Genomic DNA, 13405 nt, shown 5'->3' on the forward strand with positions numbered 1-13405 from the left:
TTGGCGAGGGGGGTAGCGGTATTGATCCTGCTCCGGCGTTTTTTGTGGGCGTACAGTTCCCTGGCTCTGTTCCCCTCCCCGGCCGCCCGCCCCCCCCCCCCCCGCCCCCCCCGGGGGGGGGGGGCGCCCGGGCGCCCCACCACCCTTCCGCGCACCACGCCTCCACCAGCGATCCTCTTCCCCGTCCGGCCCGACTGGAGAACCGCCCATGCGCACCCGCACCCTCCTCCTCGGCCTGCTCCTCGGCCTCGCCGCCCTGCTGCTCCCCGCCCTCCCCGCGACGGCCGCGGACAACGGCACCTGGGGCGTCTTCCCGACACCCCCGGCCGGTGCGGCGATGACCGACCGGGCGTACTTCTTCCACCAGGGCGAGGCCGGCACCACCATCAGCGACAGCGCGACGATCGTGAACTCCTCCGACAAGGAGCTGACGTTCCAGATCTTCGCCACCGACGCCGTCAACACCCCGGTGGGCGGCGGCTTCGCGCTGCTGCCGGTGGAGACGAAGCCCAAGAACGTGGGGACTTGGGTCGTGCTGCCGCCCGAGACCAGGAACACCGTCACCGTGCCGCCCAAGGGCCGCAAGGACGTCCCGTTCTCCGTGAAGGTCCCGGCGGACGCGACGCCCGGTGACCACGTGGGCGGGATCGTCGCCCTCAACACCGCCGTGGAGGGCATCCAGCAGGAGGGCAAGGTCCAGGTCGGGGTGAAGCGCCAGGTCGGCGCCCGGCTGTACTTCCGGGTCCCGGGGCCGGTGACCCCGGGGCTGAGCGTGGAGAACGCGAAGGTCAGCCGGTCGGCGCCGCTGCTTCCCTGGGTCAGGGATTCCCGCGCCAAGATCACGTACTCCCTGGTCAACCTCGGCAACGTGGTCGTCGAGCCGAAGGTGACGGTCTCGGCCGAGGGACTGTTCGGCCGCCGGGTGCTCGAGCGGCCGGCCCGTGAGCTCAAACTCGTCCTGCTACCCGGCCAGCGGATCGAGCTGACCGAGGAGTGGGCGGACGCGCCCCAGTCGGACTGGGTCACCGTCGACATCACCGCCGGGGCCGCCGCCCATCCCGACCTCGCCTCCACCTCCACCACGGAGTTCCTCGCCGTGCCGTGGCCCGCGCTCGGCGCCCTCCTGGTGCTGGTGGGCGCCGCCATCGCCGCCCGGGTACTGCGCCGGCGCCGCCGGGCCGCCGACCTCGAACGGCCGGAACCGGCACCGGACTTGGCTGAAGCGCGATGATCGGCAAAAGTGTCCCCAGGTGACGGCATCCGGCCATCGCCGGGCAGGCGAAGGCGCCGGGGGCACCACACATGGCACGACAGCACGGCTCAGCGGGGACCGGCCGGCCGGCGCACGGAACCGTTCCCGCGGGCCCGCCGGCCCGTCCCGCCGCCGGGATCGGGCTGCTGACCCTCGTCGAGCGGACGCTGGGCACGGGCACCGCGGTGTACGTCCCGGGCGACGGCTGGATCCGGCTCACGCTCCCGGTCGAGGACGGCGGTCCGGCTCCGGTCACGGTGGACGTGGTCGCGGACACCCGGCGGACCCCGCACGGGATCGCGTACCTCCTGCCGGGAGGCGGGATGAACTTCGGCTCCTCCTTCTTCACCCCGTCCGACCTGAACCTCGCCCACCGGCTGCGCCGCGAGGGCCTGCTCGTCGTCGGCGTCACCCCGCGCGAGGACGCCGCGGCCGCCCAGGACATCGGGCCCGACCGGGGGCTCGCGGCGCACCGCCGGGATCTGGCCGCGGTCGTGGAGGCGCTGGACGGGGCGCTCGGGCTGCCGTACCAGTACGTCGGCCACTCCGCCGGGGCACTGCTCGCCCTGGACGCGGCCGCGCACGACGACTCGCCCCGCCTGACCCGGGTGGTGGCCCTGGACACGACCGGCCCCTACTCCGGCGACCTGGCCGTACGGGCGGCCCAGACCCGGGACGCGTACGAGGCCCGGATCGCGCAGGGCTCGTACGCGACGGACCCGGGTCTGGCGGCCCTGCTCGCCCGGGCCGTCACCGATCCGGGCGGCGCCTCGGAGGTCCCGTGGCCCCCGGACCCCGGGTTCCGCTTCACCCACGCCGGGCTCGCCCACTTCGCGCTGATCCGCACCGCCCTGCTGCCCGGCCCGGCGAACTGGATCTACACCCAGGGCCACGCCGCGGGCTCGTACTCCTTCGGGGCCACCCCTGCCGCGGACCGCTTCGGCCTCACCCACACCCCGCTCGCCGCCTGGCACGCGGCGGCCGCCGCCCTCGGCAGCGGGCTGATCCCGGACGCCCTGGTGCGGGACCTGGCCGCGGTCTGGGCGGGCGACGGGAAGACGTACGCGATCGACTGGGAGCGGATCACCGCCGAGGTGGTGTGGGTCAACGCCGAGCTGGGCCGCGGCGACCACGCGCACGGCGCCCGGCTGATCCGTGCGGGCGGCAACCGACGGGTCCGCTTCGCCGTCGTCCCGGGATACGGGCACGGCGACCCCGTTTGGTCGCAGACGGCGGCGGCGGACGTCTGGCCCCTGCTCTGAGCCGGTACACCGAGCCCGGAAACGGAGCTCGCCCCCCGCGGTGAGGGTTGCGGGGGCGAGCGGTCCTACGGGGCGTGCGGCCCTACGGGGCGTGCGCCCGGCCGGGACCCGGCCGGGACCCAACGGGTCAGTGGTTCCGCGGGAATCCGAGGTCCACGCCGGCCGGGGCGTCCGACGGGTCGGGCCAGCGGGTCGTGACGACCTTGCCCCGGGTGTAGAACTGGATGCCGTCGTTGCCGTAGATGTGCAGGTCGCCGAAGAGCGAGTCCTTCCAGCCACCGAAGGAGTGGTAGCCCACCGGCACCGGGATCGGCACGTTGACGCCGACCATGCCCGCCTCGATCTCCAGCTGGAAGCGCCGGGCGGCGCCGCCGTCGCGGGTGAAGATGGCGGTGCCGTTGCCGAACGGCGAGGCGTTCATGAGCGCCACGCCCTCCTCGTAGGTGTCCACGCGCAGCACGCACAGCACCGGGCCGAAGATCTCGTCGCGGTAGGCGTCGGAGTCGGTCTTGACGTTGTCCAGCAGCGAGAGGCCGATCCAGTGGCCGTTCTCGTTGCCCTCCACCGTGTAGCCGGTGCCGTCCAGGACCACGTCGGCGCCCTGCGCGGCCGCGCCCGTCACGTAGGAGGCGACCTTGTCGCGGTGGGCCGCGGTGATCAGCGGGCCCATCTCGGAGGTCGGGTCGTTGCCGGGGCCGATCTTGATCTTCTCGGCGCGCTCACGGATCTTGTCGACGAGGGTGTCGGCGATGGAGCCGACGGCCACGACCGCGGAGATGGCCATGCAGCGCTCGCCGGCCGAGCCGTAGGCGGCCGAGACGGCGGCGTCCGCGGCGGCGTCCAGGTCGGCGTCCGGCAGCACCAGCATGTGGTTCTTGGCGCCGCCCAGGGCCTGTACCCGCTTGCCGTTGGCGGAGGCGGTGGTGTGGATGTGGCGGGCGATCGGGGTCGAGCCCACGAAGGAGACGGCCGCGATGTCGGGGTGCGCCAGGAGCGCGTCGACGGCGACCTTGTCACCGTGGACCACGTTCAGGACGCCCGCCGGCAGACCGGCCTGGCTCGCCAGCTGCGCCAGCAGCGTGGAGGCCGAGGGGTCCTTCTCGCTCGGCTTGAGGATGAAGGTGTTGCCGCAGGCCACGGCCAGCGGGAACATCCACATCGGCACCATCGCCGGGAAGTTGAACGGGGTGATGCCCGCGACCACGCCGATCGGCTGGCGGATCGAGGAGACGTCCACGCGGCTGGAGACCGAGGTGGACAGCTCGCCCTTGAGCTGCACCGTGATCCCGCAGGCCAGCTCGACGATCTCCAGGCCTCGGGCTACCTCGCCCAGCGCGTCGGAGTGCACCTTGCCGTGCTCGGCGACGATCAGGTCGGCGATCGCGTCGCGGTTGGCGTCCAGCAGAGCGCGGTAGGCGAACAGCACCTTGGTGCGGGCGGCCAGCGAGGACTGCCCCCAGGACAGGAACGCCTCCTTGGCGACCTGTACGGCCGCGTCGACCTCGTCGGCGGACGCGAGGGCGACCTGCGTGGTGACCTCGCCGGTGGCGGGGTCGGTGACCGGGCCGTAGTTGCCCGACGCGCCCTCGACGGTCTTGCCACCGATCCAGTGGTTGACGGTCTTCATGCCTAACTCCTTCACAGATGGCGACGTCGCTGCGCGGCTTGCCGGTCGTACTCTTCTCGGGCTTCCACCGCCGACGTACGGGTCGCGGTCTCGGCCACAGGGACATCCCACCACGCCTGTGCGGGGGGCGGGCCCGACACAGTGTCGGGTGTTCGGGTCTGCACGTAGACACATGTGGGACGGTCCGCCTCCCGCGCCCGGGCGAGGGCTTTGCGCAGGTCACCGATGGTGCGGGGGCGGATCACGGCCATCCCGAGGGAGGCCGCGTTGGCCGCCAGGTCCAGGGGCAGCGGCGCACCGCTGTACGAACCGTCCACCGCCCGGAAGCGGTAGGCGGTACCGAACCCCTCGGCGCCCACCGCGCCGGAGAGGCCGCCGATGGAGGCGTACCCGTGGTTGTCTAGGATCACCAGCCTGACCGGGATCCCCTCCTGCACGGCGGTGACGATCTCGGTCGGGTTCATCAGGTACGTCCCGTCGCCGACCAGCGCCCACACCGGCCGGCCGGGGGCGGCCAGCGCGGTGCCGATCGCGGCGGGGATCTCGTAGCCCATGCAGGAGTACCCGTATTCGACGTGGTACTGGTCCGCGGAACGGGCCCGCCACAGCTTGTGCAGGTCCCCGGGGAGCGAACCGGCGGCATTGATCAGGATGTCGTCACCGTCGACCAGGCCGTCCAGCAGACCCAGCACCTGTGCCTGCGTCGGGACGGAGTCCTCGTCGGGAGCCGCGTAGGCCCCGTCGACCAGCCGCTCCCACGCCCTCTTCCCTTCTTTGTACGCCGCCTCGTACCGGGGGTCCACCCGGTACCCGGCGACCTCCGCCAGGAGTTCCTCCAGGCCCGCCCGCGCATCGCAGACCAGGGGGCGGGCGGCGAGTTTGTGGGCGTCGTACGGGTCGAGGTTGAGGCCGAGGAAACGCACACCGGGGTGCTGGAACAGGGTCGCGGAGGCGGTCGTGAAATCGGTGAGCCGGGTCCCGGCGGCGATCACCAGATCGGCTTCGCGGGCCAGCGCGTCGGCGGTGGCCGTGCCGGTGTGCCCGATGCCGCCCACGTCGGCGGGGTGGTCCCAGGGCAGGGCCCCCTTGCCGGCCTGGGTGGAGGCCACCGGGATCCCGGTGGCCCCGGCGAACTCCGCGAGCGCGGCCCCCGCCGCGCTGTGCCGGATCCCGCCGCCGGCGATGATCAGCGGCCGCGCGGAGCCCCGTACGGCCCGGGCGGCCGCCGCCAGCTCGGTCCGGTCGGGCCGGGGCCGGCGCACGCCCCACACCCGCTCGGCGAAGAACTCCTCCGGCCAGTCGTACGCCTCGGCCTGTACGTCCTGGGGCAGCGCGAGCGTGACGGCGCCGGTGCTCACCGGGTCGGTGAGGACCCGTACGGCCTGGAGCGCGGCGGGGATCAGCGCCTCGGGACGGGTGACGCGGTCGAAGTGGCGGGACACGGGGCGCAGGGTGTCGTTGACGGAGACATCACCCGCATGAGGGACCTCCAGCTGCTGGAGCACGGGGTCGGCGGGCCGGGTCGCGAAGGCGTCCCCGGGCAGCAGGAGCACCGGGATCCGGTTGATGGTGGCGAGGGCGGCCCCGGTGACGAGGTTGGTGGCGCCCGGGCCGATGGAGGTGGTGACGGCGTGCGCGGACAGCCGCCCGCTCTGCCGGGCGTACCCGACGGCGGCGTGCACCATGGCCTGCTCGTTGCGGCCCTGGAGGAAGGGCATCTCCCCGCGGCCGGTCTCCAGCAGGGCCTGGCCGATGCCGGCGACGTTCCCGTGCCCGAAGATCCCCCAGGTGGCGGCGATCAGCCGCTGCCGGTGCCCGTCGCGCTCGGTGTACTGCCGGGCGAGGAAGCGGACGAGGGCCTGCGCGACGGTGAGCCGGACGGTCGTCGGGGTGCTCACGCGGGGTCCTCCGCTCGTTGGAAGGGGAGCCGGGGGTCGATGTCCTGACCGGTCCAGGTGGAGCGGATCCACCCGTGATCGGGGTGGTCCCGGATGAGCCATTCCCTGGCCTCGCCGGGTCCCGCCATGACGTTGAGGTAGTACATGTCGTGGCCGGGCGCGGCGATGGAGGGGCCGTGCCAGCCGTCCGGGATGAGCACCGCGTCACCGGTCCTCACCTCGGTGAGGATGTCGGTCTTCCCCGCCGGGGAGGGGCTGACACGCTGATAGCCGAGGCCGGGCGCGTCCCCGTGCGGGGCGATCTCGTAGTAGTAGATCTCCTCCAGCCGGGATTCCTCGCCGGGGTGGTGCTCGTCGTGCTTGTGGGGCGGGTACGAGGACCAGTTGCCGCCGGGGGTGAGCACCTCCACGGCGATGAGCCGGTCGCAGTCGAAGACTCCGGCGGCGGCGAAGTTGTTGACCTGGCGGGAGCACTGCCCCGCTCCGCGGAGCTCTGCGGGAACCCCGGCGGCGGGCCCGTACCGTGCGGGCAGCCGCCGCTCGCAGCGGGCGCCGACGAGCGCGAAGCGGCCGCCCTCGCGGGAGGTGATCTCGGCGTGCCCGTCCCGGGGCAGGTAGGCGAAGTCGGTGGGGCCGTCGAACACCCCGCGCCGTCCCCGGAGCCGGAACACCCGCGGTCCGCTCCCGGTTCCGGGAAGGGGCGGGGTGGGGGACGGCTCCGCGCAGCGGACCTCGCAGCCGCCCGCCAGGGGGAGCACGATCCACTCCGACTCCCCGCACGGGTGCGCGTACGTCTCCCCCGGCGCGAGGTCGAGCACGCGCAGCCGCGTCCACTCCATCGACCACTCAGACATCACCGGCACGGCCGAGCACCTCCTCCACTTCCTCCCCGAACGGCATCGCCGTCGAGCACGCCAGCCGCGAGGCCACGATCGCCCCGGCCGCGTTCGCGTAGCGGATCACCCGCTCCAACTCCCATCCCGCGAGCAGCCCGTGGCACAGGGCCCCGCCGAAGGCGTCCCCCGCGCCGAGCCCGTTGACCACGGTCACCGCGACCGGCGCCGCCTCCACCACCGTCCCGTCCCGGTGGACGGCCAGCACCCCCGCCGGGCCCCGCTTGACCACCGCCAGCTCCGCCCCGGCGCCGAGCAGCGCCCGCGCGGCCGCGTACGGTTCGCTCTCGCCGGTGGCGATCGCGCACTCCTCGGCGTTGCCCACGGCCACGGTGGCGAGGGACAGCGCCCGGCGGTACCACTCCCCGGGCCCGGCGGCCCCGGTTCCCTCCCCGGAGGGCCACAGCATCGGGCGCCAGTCCAGGTCGAACACCGTGAACGGACTCCTGTCGCGCGCCTCCAGCGCGGCCAGGGTCGCCGTCCGGCTCGGCTCCGCGCTGAGCCCCGTACCGGTCATCCAGAACATCCGCGCCGCCCGTACCGCGTCCAAGTCCAGCTCGTCCGCGGCGATCTCCAGGTCCGGCGCCTTGGGGTACCGGTAGAAGTACAGCGGGAAATCGTCCGGCGGGAAGATCTCGCAGAAGGTCACCGGCGTCGGATAGGCCGCCACCTCCCCGGCCCACCGGTCGTCCACCCCGAACCCGCGCAGCTCCGACCGGAGATACGCGCCGAAGGGGTCCGCGCCGGTCCGGGTGATCACCGCCGTCCGCCGGCCCAGCCGGGCCGCCGCGACGGCGACGTTGGTCGGGGAACCGCCCAGGAACTTCCCGAAGGTGTCCGCCTCGCCGAGCGGTACGCCCGTCTTCAGGGGGTAGAGATCCACCCCGATCCGCCCCATCGTGATCAGGTCGAACGCCAACGGATCCGCAGCCATCACCACACCATTCCTCCCGACCGAGTGCTCCCCGTACCCGAGAGCCTCGCACCCTAAGGTGGCCGTATGACGTCCTCACCGCCCGCGTTGACCCGTATCCGCGTCGGTTCGGCTCCGGACTCCTGGGGGGTCTGGTTCCCCGACGATCCGCGGCAGACCCCGTGGGAGCGGTTCCTCGACGAGGTCGCCGAAGCCGGGTACGAGTGGATCGAGCTCGGTCCCTACGGCTATCTCCCCACCGATCCCGTCCGGCTCGCCGCCGAGGTCACGGCGCGCGGTCTGCGGGTCTCCGCCGGAACCGTCTTCACCGGACTCCATCACGGGCCCGCCGTGTGGGAGGCGACCTGGGAGCACGTGTCGCGGATCGCGGAACTCACCCGGGCCATGGGCGCGGCGCACCTCGTGGTGATCCCGTCGTTCTGGCGGGACGACAAGACCGGCGAGGTCCTGGAGGACCGCACCCTCACCCCGGAGGCGTGGCGCGCACTGACCGCGCAGACCGAGCGGCTGGGCAAGCGGGTCCAGGACGAGTACGGGCTGCGGATCGTCGTCCACCCGCACGCCGACACCCACATCGACACCCCGGAGAACGTGGCGCGCTTCCTCGACGCCACCGATCCCGCACTGGTCTCCCTCTGCCTGGACACCGGGCACTACGCGTACTGCGGCGGCGACAGCGTCCGGGCCATCGAGACCTTCGGCGAGCGGATCGGTTACCTCCACCTCAAGCAGGTCGACCCGCGGATCCTCGCCGAAGTCGTCCGGGACCAGGTCCCCTTCGGGCCGGCCGTGGCCCGCGGGGTGATGTGCGAGCCGCCGTCGGGGGTACCCGCGCTGGAGCCGGTGCTGGCGGCCGCCGAGCGGCTCGGCGTGGACCTGTTCGCCATCGTGGAGCAGGACATGTACCCGTGCCCGCCCGACCGGCCGCTGCCCATCGCCCGCCGCACCCGCGCCCACCTGCGCTCCTGCGGGGCCCGCTGAACCGGACCGGATCCCCCGGTCCCCGGTCCCCGGCCGTACGAACCCTCGTGGAGGAACGAACATGACCAGCACGCTCGGCATCGCCGTCATCGGTACCGGGAAGATGGGCTCCGACCACGTCCGCCGCTTCGGCCGGACGGTCGGCGGGGCCCGGGTGGTGGCCGTGGCCGACCCGGACGGGGACCGGGTCAAGGAGGTCGCGGCCGGTCTGGACGGGGCGAGCGCGCACACCGATCCGGCGGCCGCCATAGCGGCGCCCGGGGTGGACGCCGTACTGATCGCCTCGCCCGGGCCCGCCCACGAGGAAGCGATCCTGCACGCGTTGGAGCGGCGGCTGCCCGTGCTCTGCGAGAAGCCGCTGACCCCCGATCCGGCGGGCGCCCTGCGGATCATGGAGGCGGAGGCGCGGCTGGGCCGCCAGCTCGTCCAGGTCGGCTTCATGCGGCGCTACGACGCCGAGTACGCGCGGCTCAAGGAGCTGCTCGACGCGGGTGGCATCGGGCGGCCGCTGTTCCTGCACTGCCGGCACCGCAACGCCTCCTCGCCGTCCTTCTTCACCAGCGAGATGCTGATCAGCGATTCGGTGGTGCACGAGGTGGACGCGGCCCGCTGGCTGCTGGGCCAGGAGATCACCGCGGTGACCGTGCTGTCGCCGACGCCCACCTCGGCCGCCCGCGAGGGGCTGCGCGATCCGCGGCTGGTCCTCATGGAAACCTCCGGAGGCGTCGTCGTCGACGTGGAGATCTTCGTCAACTGCGGCTTCGGCTACCAGGTGCAGTGCGAGGCGGTCGGCGAGTCCGGCAGTGCCCGGATCGGCGACGGCCACGCGATGGTCGTCCAGTCGGCGGGCCGGTGGGGCGGGGAGATCGACCAGGACTTCACGGTCCGCTTCGCCGACGCCTACGACCGCCAGCTCCGCCGCTGGGTCGCGGCGGCCGCGCTGGGCCGGGTGGACGGCCCCGACGCGTGGGACGGCTACGCGGCGGCCGCCGTCTCCGAGGCCGGCCTCGCCGCGGCCCGCACGGGCGCACGGACCCCGGTGGAACTGGCCGAACGCCCCTCCCTGTACCGCTGATCCGGCCGCCCGGGCCGTGGACGCGTCCACGGCCGGTCTCCGACCGGCGGGGCATCATGGGGGAATGCCCGAGATACCTTCCTCCGCGATCCCGGTCGCGATGCGACTTTCCCGGTACACGAAAACGGAACAGGACGAGATCCTCGGTGGCGGCGCCGACCCGTTCGGTGTGAGCGCGGCCGGCTTGACGTGGCTGCCCAAGGAGGAACACTTCGGCGTCACGGCGGGCGACCGGCTGCTGGCACACGCGGGCCTGCTCCGGCTGCCCGTTGCGATCGGCGGCGCCGAGACGGAGGTGGTGGGCGTCGGAGGAGTGGCCGTCGCCCCCGACGTACGCGGTCGCGGGCTGGCCCGGCTCGCCCTCGCGGCCGCACTCCGCCACGCGCGCACGATGGGCCCGCGGCACGCCCTCCTGTTCTGCCGGCCGCCGCTCGTGCCGCTGTACGAGCACCTCGGATGGCACCTGCTCGACGAGGAGGTCCTCGTCGAACAACCCGGAGACCGCACGGTCCCCATGCCGCTCCGCACCATGGTGACCCCCCTGCACGATGACGCGACCTGGCCCTCGGGGCCGGTACGGCTCCTCTCCCTCCCCATGTGACCGCGCGCCGCCGGGGCGCGCCCGCGCCGTATGTGCCATCTGTGTCACGGGGGTCGTCGGCGTGTCACACATGTCCGCGTTACGCGGGTCTTCCGTCACAGCCGGACGACAGCCCCTCCCCTGACCTCACCCTGCGTCGTTCCCCGGGCACAACCTGAGTGATCGTCAGTGTCCACGCGCCGGCTCCCCCGACGGCCTCCCGGCCGGCCCCGCGGCGTGGACAAGGAGGTGTCGAGGATGAGCGACCGACAGCTGTGGTCGTACAAGGAGATCGCCGCTCACATCCGGGTCCAGCCGGACACGGTGCGCTCCTACCGCAAGCACGGGCTGCTGCCCGCACCCGACCATGTGGAGGGCGGCAAGCCCTACTGGTACGCCGACACCATCCGCGCCTGGGTGGCACGCCGGCCCGGCAACCGCGGACGCCGCGAGGACTGACGCGGCGTCCGGTCCAGGGACGGGACCCTTCCGGGCCCCGTCCGCTAGCGGCTCCCGGCGGGCACCGGCTCGGGCTCGGACCGCTCGGAGGCCGGGGCGGGCTCCCCCTCGCTCAGCCCGAAGCGTTCGTGCAGTCTGCGCAGTGGCGCCGGCGCCCACCAGGTGGCCTTCCCGGTCAGCTTCATCACCGCCGGCACCAGCAGGCTCCGCACGACCATCGCGTCCATCAGTACGGCCAGCGCGATCCCCAGGCCCAGCATCTTGGTGTTGGTCACCCGCGAGCTGCCGATGGCGATCATCACCACCGCAAGGATCACGGCCGCGGCGGTGATCAGTCCGCCGGTGCGGGTCAGCCCGGCGCGCACCGCGCCCTCGTGGTCCCCGGTCCGGTCGTACTCCTCCTTGATCCGGGATATGAGGAACACCCCGTAGTCCATGGAGAGTCCGAAGGCGATGCAGAACATCAGCACCGGCAGGGTGGTCTCGATGTCTCCGGTGGAGGTGAAGGAGAGCAGGCCGGAGAGGTGGCCTTCCTGGAACACCCACACCACCGCCCCGAACATCGCCGTCAGGCTCAGCGCGTTGAGCAGTACGGCCTGGACGGGTATCAGCAGGCTTCCGGTGAGCAGGAAGACCAGGAGCAGGGTGGCCAGCACCACGACGGCCAGGGCCAGGGGCAGTTTCTCGGCTATGGCGTCGCGGGCGTCGACGAGCACCGCGGCCTGTCCGGTCACGGCGGTGTCGAAGGGCGCCTCCACCGCCCGCACCAGGCCGACCAGGTCCTGGGCCCCCTCCCCTACTTGCTCGCCCTCGGTGAGCACCGAGAAGTAGGCGTATCCGGTGCCGGCGGCCGAACTCACCGGTCCTTCCACCCCCACCACTCCGGGCAGGGCTTCCACCCGGCGCTTGTAGGCGTCGAGATCGGCGGCTCCGGAGGCCCCCTCGGTCAGTACGGTCAGCGCTCCGCCGGGGCTGCCCGGGAAGCCTTCGCGGATGTGCTGCTGCACCACGTGCGAGGCGGCGGTCGCCGGCAGTTGCCGGTCGTCCACGGTGCCGAACTTCACTCCGAGGAAGGGCAGTCCGAGGAGCAGCAGCCCGGCCGTGGTGGCCACGGCGAACAGCGGGGCCCGGCGCATGACCAGGCCGGTCAGCCGGGCCCAGCCCCGCCCGCCCCCGGCGTCCACGGCGTCCGCACCGGCCGGCCGGCTTGCGGCCGTCCCGGACCTGCGCCACAGCCGGCGCAGGTCGAGGGCGTTGACCCGCTCCCCCAGCAGCACGAGCGCCGCGGGCAGCACGATGAGCGCGGCCGCCGCGGCGAGCAGGACCACCGCGACTCCGGCGTAGGCGAAGGAGCGCAGGAAGTACATCGGGAAGAAGAGCATGGCCGAGAGGGCGACGGCCACGGTCAGCGCCGAGAACAGGACCGTCCGCCCGGCGGTGCGCAGGGTGACTCCGACGGCCGCCACGGGGTCGCGCCCGGCGGCCAGTTCCTCGCGGAACCTCCGCACGATGAACAGGGCGTAGTCGACGGCGAGGCCGAGTCCCAGCGCGGTGGTCAGGTTCTGCGCGAAGACGGAGACGTCGGTGAACTCGGTGAGCCCGCGCAGCACGGCATTGGTTCCGATGATGGCGATGATGCCGACGCCGAGGGGCAGCAGGGCCGCGACGGCGCTGCCGAAGACGAGGACGAGCAGGACGAGCGTCACGGGCAGGGCGATCAGCTCGGCGCGCAGCAGGTCCTCCTGGATGGTGGAGGTCACCTCTCGCTGGACGGCGGCCGGGCCGCCGAGGGACACCGTCACCGGTCCGTGCTCGCCGCGGTAGCTCGGGACGATCCGGTCCAGGACGGCATTGGCCGTTTTCTCGTCGCCCAGGACCCGGGCGGCGATCAGGGCCTGCCGGCCGTCCTCGGAGCGCAGGGTGGGCAGGCCGGTCCGCCAGTACGAGCCGACGCCGGTCACGCCCTGCTCGGCGGCGAGCCGCGCCGTCAGCCGCTCGGCCTCGGCGGCGACGGCAGGGTCGTCCACCCCGGCCGTCCCGGCGGCGGCCCCGGCGTCGACGAGCAGCAGCAGATTGGGCTGGGAGCCCGGGAACTCGCGCTCCAGCGCCTTGGTGGCGTAGGTGGAGCGGGCGTCGGGATCCTCCCAGCCCCCGCTTCCCAGACGGTCGGCGACGCCCCCGCCGGCGAAGACGGCCAGGGCCGTGACCACGAGGGCGAGCAGCAGCGAGAGCCTCGGCCGTGTGGTGACGAGCCCGGTCCACCGGCCGCCCTCCCCAGGCGACGGCGGTTTCTTGACTTCGGACATGTCTCGGTGTCCCCTTCACCGTGATTGCCAGGCCACTTAGACTGGCAAACACGAGCAGTCGCTCGCGTTCCCCAAGAATGCGAGCGACCTCTCGTGTTTGTCAATCACCCATGGGAAGCAACGGGAAGCAAGGGATTG

At 73.2% G+C, this 13405-nt stretch carries 11 protein-coding genes; 6 read left to right on the top strand and 5 right to left on the bottom strand.

The window, feature by feature from the left end:
- The first annotated feature begins 208 nt into the window (after positions 1 to 208).
- Both ACIQV3_RS33525 and ACIQV3_RS33530 read left to right on the top strand, forming a co-directional pair.
- Positions 209 to 1231 carry a WxL protein peptidoglycan domain-containing protein gene (locus ACIQV3_RS33525; RefSeq protein ID WP_403719082.1) on the top strand — a complete coding sequence of 341 codons (1023 nt, stop codon included), beginning with the start codon at positions 209 to 211 and terminating at the stop codon, positions 1229 to 1231.
- A 71-nt stretch (positions 1232 to 1302) separates the two neighbouring features.
- Entirely contained in the window at positions 1303 to 2514 is a 1212-nt protein-coding gene (locus ACIQV3_RS33530; RefSeq protein ID WP_403719083.1) for a hypothetical protein, read from the top strand.
- Between the two features lie 127 nt (positions 2515 to 2641).
- Here ACIQV3_RS33530 and ACIQV3_RS33535 read toward each other — a convergent pair whose 3' ends face one another.
- From ACIQV3_RS33535 to iolC, 4 genes are read right to left on the bottom strand one after another with little or no spacing between them, the layout of a single operon-like run.
- The gene (locus tag ACIQV3_RS33535) at positions 2642 to 4141 is read right to left on the bottom strand and encodes a CoA-acylating methylmalonate-semialdehyde dehydrogenase (protein ID WP_403719085.1); all 1500 of its coding nucleotides are present in this window, start codon (positions 4139 to 4141) and stop codon (positions 2642 to 2644) included.
- 11 nt (positions 4142 to 4152) lie between these two features.
- Entirely contained in the window at positions 4153 to 6039 is a 1887-nt protein-coding gene (gene iolD / locus ACIQV3_RS33540) for a 3D-(3,5/4)-trihydroxycyclohexane-1,2-dione acylhydrolase (decyclizing) (RefSeq protein ID WP_403719086.1), read from the bottom strand.
- Positions 6036 to 6893: a 5-deoxy-glucuronate isomerase gene (iolB, locus tag ACIQV3_RS33545; RefSeq protein ID WP_403719287.1), complete on the bottom strand. Its 858-nt coding sequence runs from the start codon at positions 6891 to 6893 to the stop codon at positions 6036 to 6038. Before iolB ends, iolD begins: the two co-directional genes overlap by 4 nt.
- Complete coding sequence (iolC, locus tag ACIQV3_RS33550; RefSeq protein ID WP_403719088.1) at positions 6886 to 7866, bottom strand: 5-dehydro-2-deoxygluconokinase; 981 nt, start codon at positions 7864 to 7866, stop codon at positions 6886 to 6888. Before iolC ends, iolB begins: the two co-directional genes overlap by 8 nt.
- A 66-nt stretch (positions 7867 to 7932) precedes the next feature.
- Between iolC and ACIQV3_RS33555 the strand changes: the two genes are divergently transcribed.
- The 4 genes from ACIQV3_RS33555 to ACIQV3_RS33570 all read left to right on the top strand — a co-directional run bounded on the left by ACIQV3_RS33555 (position 7933) and on the right by ACIQV3_RS33570 (position 10961).
- Positions 7933 to 8847, top strand: coding sequence for a sugar phosphate isomerase/epimerase family protein (locus ACIQV3_RS33555; protein WP_403719089.1), 915 nt, complete (start codon positions 7933 to 7935; stop codon positions 8845 to 8847).
- 61 nt (positions 8848 to 8908) lie between these two features.
- Positions 8909 to 9922: a Gfo/Idh/MocA family protein gene (locus ACIQV3_RS33560; protein ID WP_403719090.1), complete on the top strand. Its 1014-nt coding sequence runs from the start codon at positions 8909 to 8911 to the stop codon at positions 9920 to 9922.
- A 64-nt stretch (positions 9923 to 9986) separates the two neighbouring features.
- Entirely contained in the window at positions 9987 to 10523 is a 537-nt protein-coding gene (locus ACIQV3_RS33565; protein WP_403719092.1) for a GNAT family N-acetyltransferase, read from the top strand.
- A gap of 237 nt (positions 10524 to 10760) precedes the next feature.
- A complete protein-coding gene (locus tag ACIQV3_RS33570; protein WP_053674774.1) occupies positions 10761 to 10961 on the top strand; it encodes an AlpA family transcriptional regulator in 201 nt (66 codons plus the stop codon).
- Positions 10962 to 11005: 44 nt separating this feature from the next.
- Here the strand turns inward: ACIQV3_RS33570 and ACIQV3_RS33575 are convergent, their stop codons facing one another.
- Entirely contained in the window at positions 11006 to 13267 is a 2262-nt protein-coding gene (locus ACIQV3_RS33575; RefSeq protein WP_403719094.1) for an MMPL family transporter, read from the bottom strand.
- Positions 13268 to 13405 lie beyond the last annotated feature (138 nt).

This window comes from Streptomyces sp. NPDC099050, assembly GCF_044759865.1.
GTDB lineage: Bacteria > Actinomycetota > Actinomycetes > Streptomycetales > Streptomycetaceae > Streptomyces.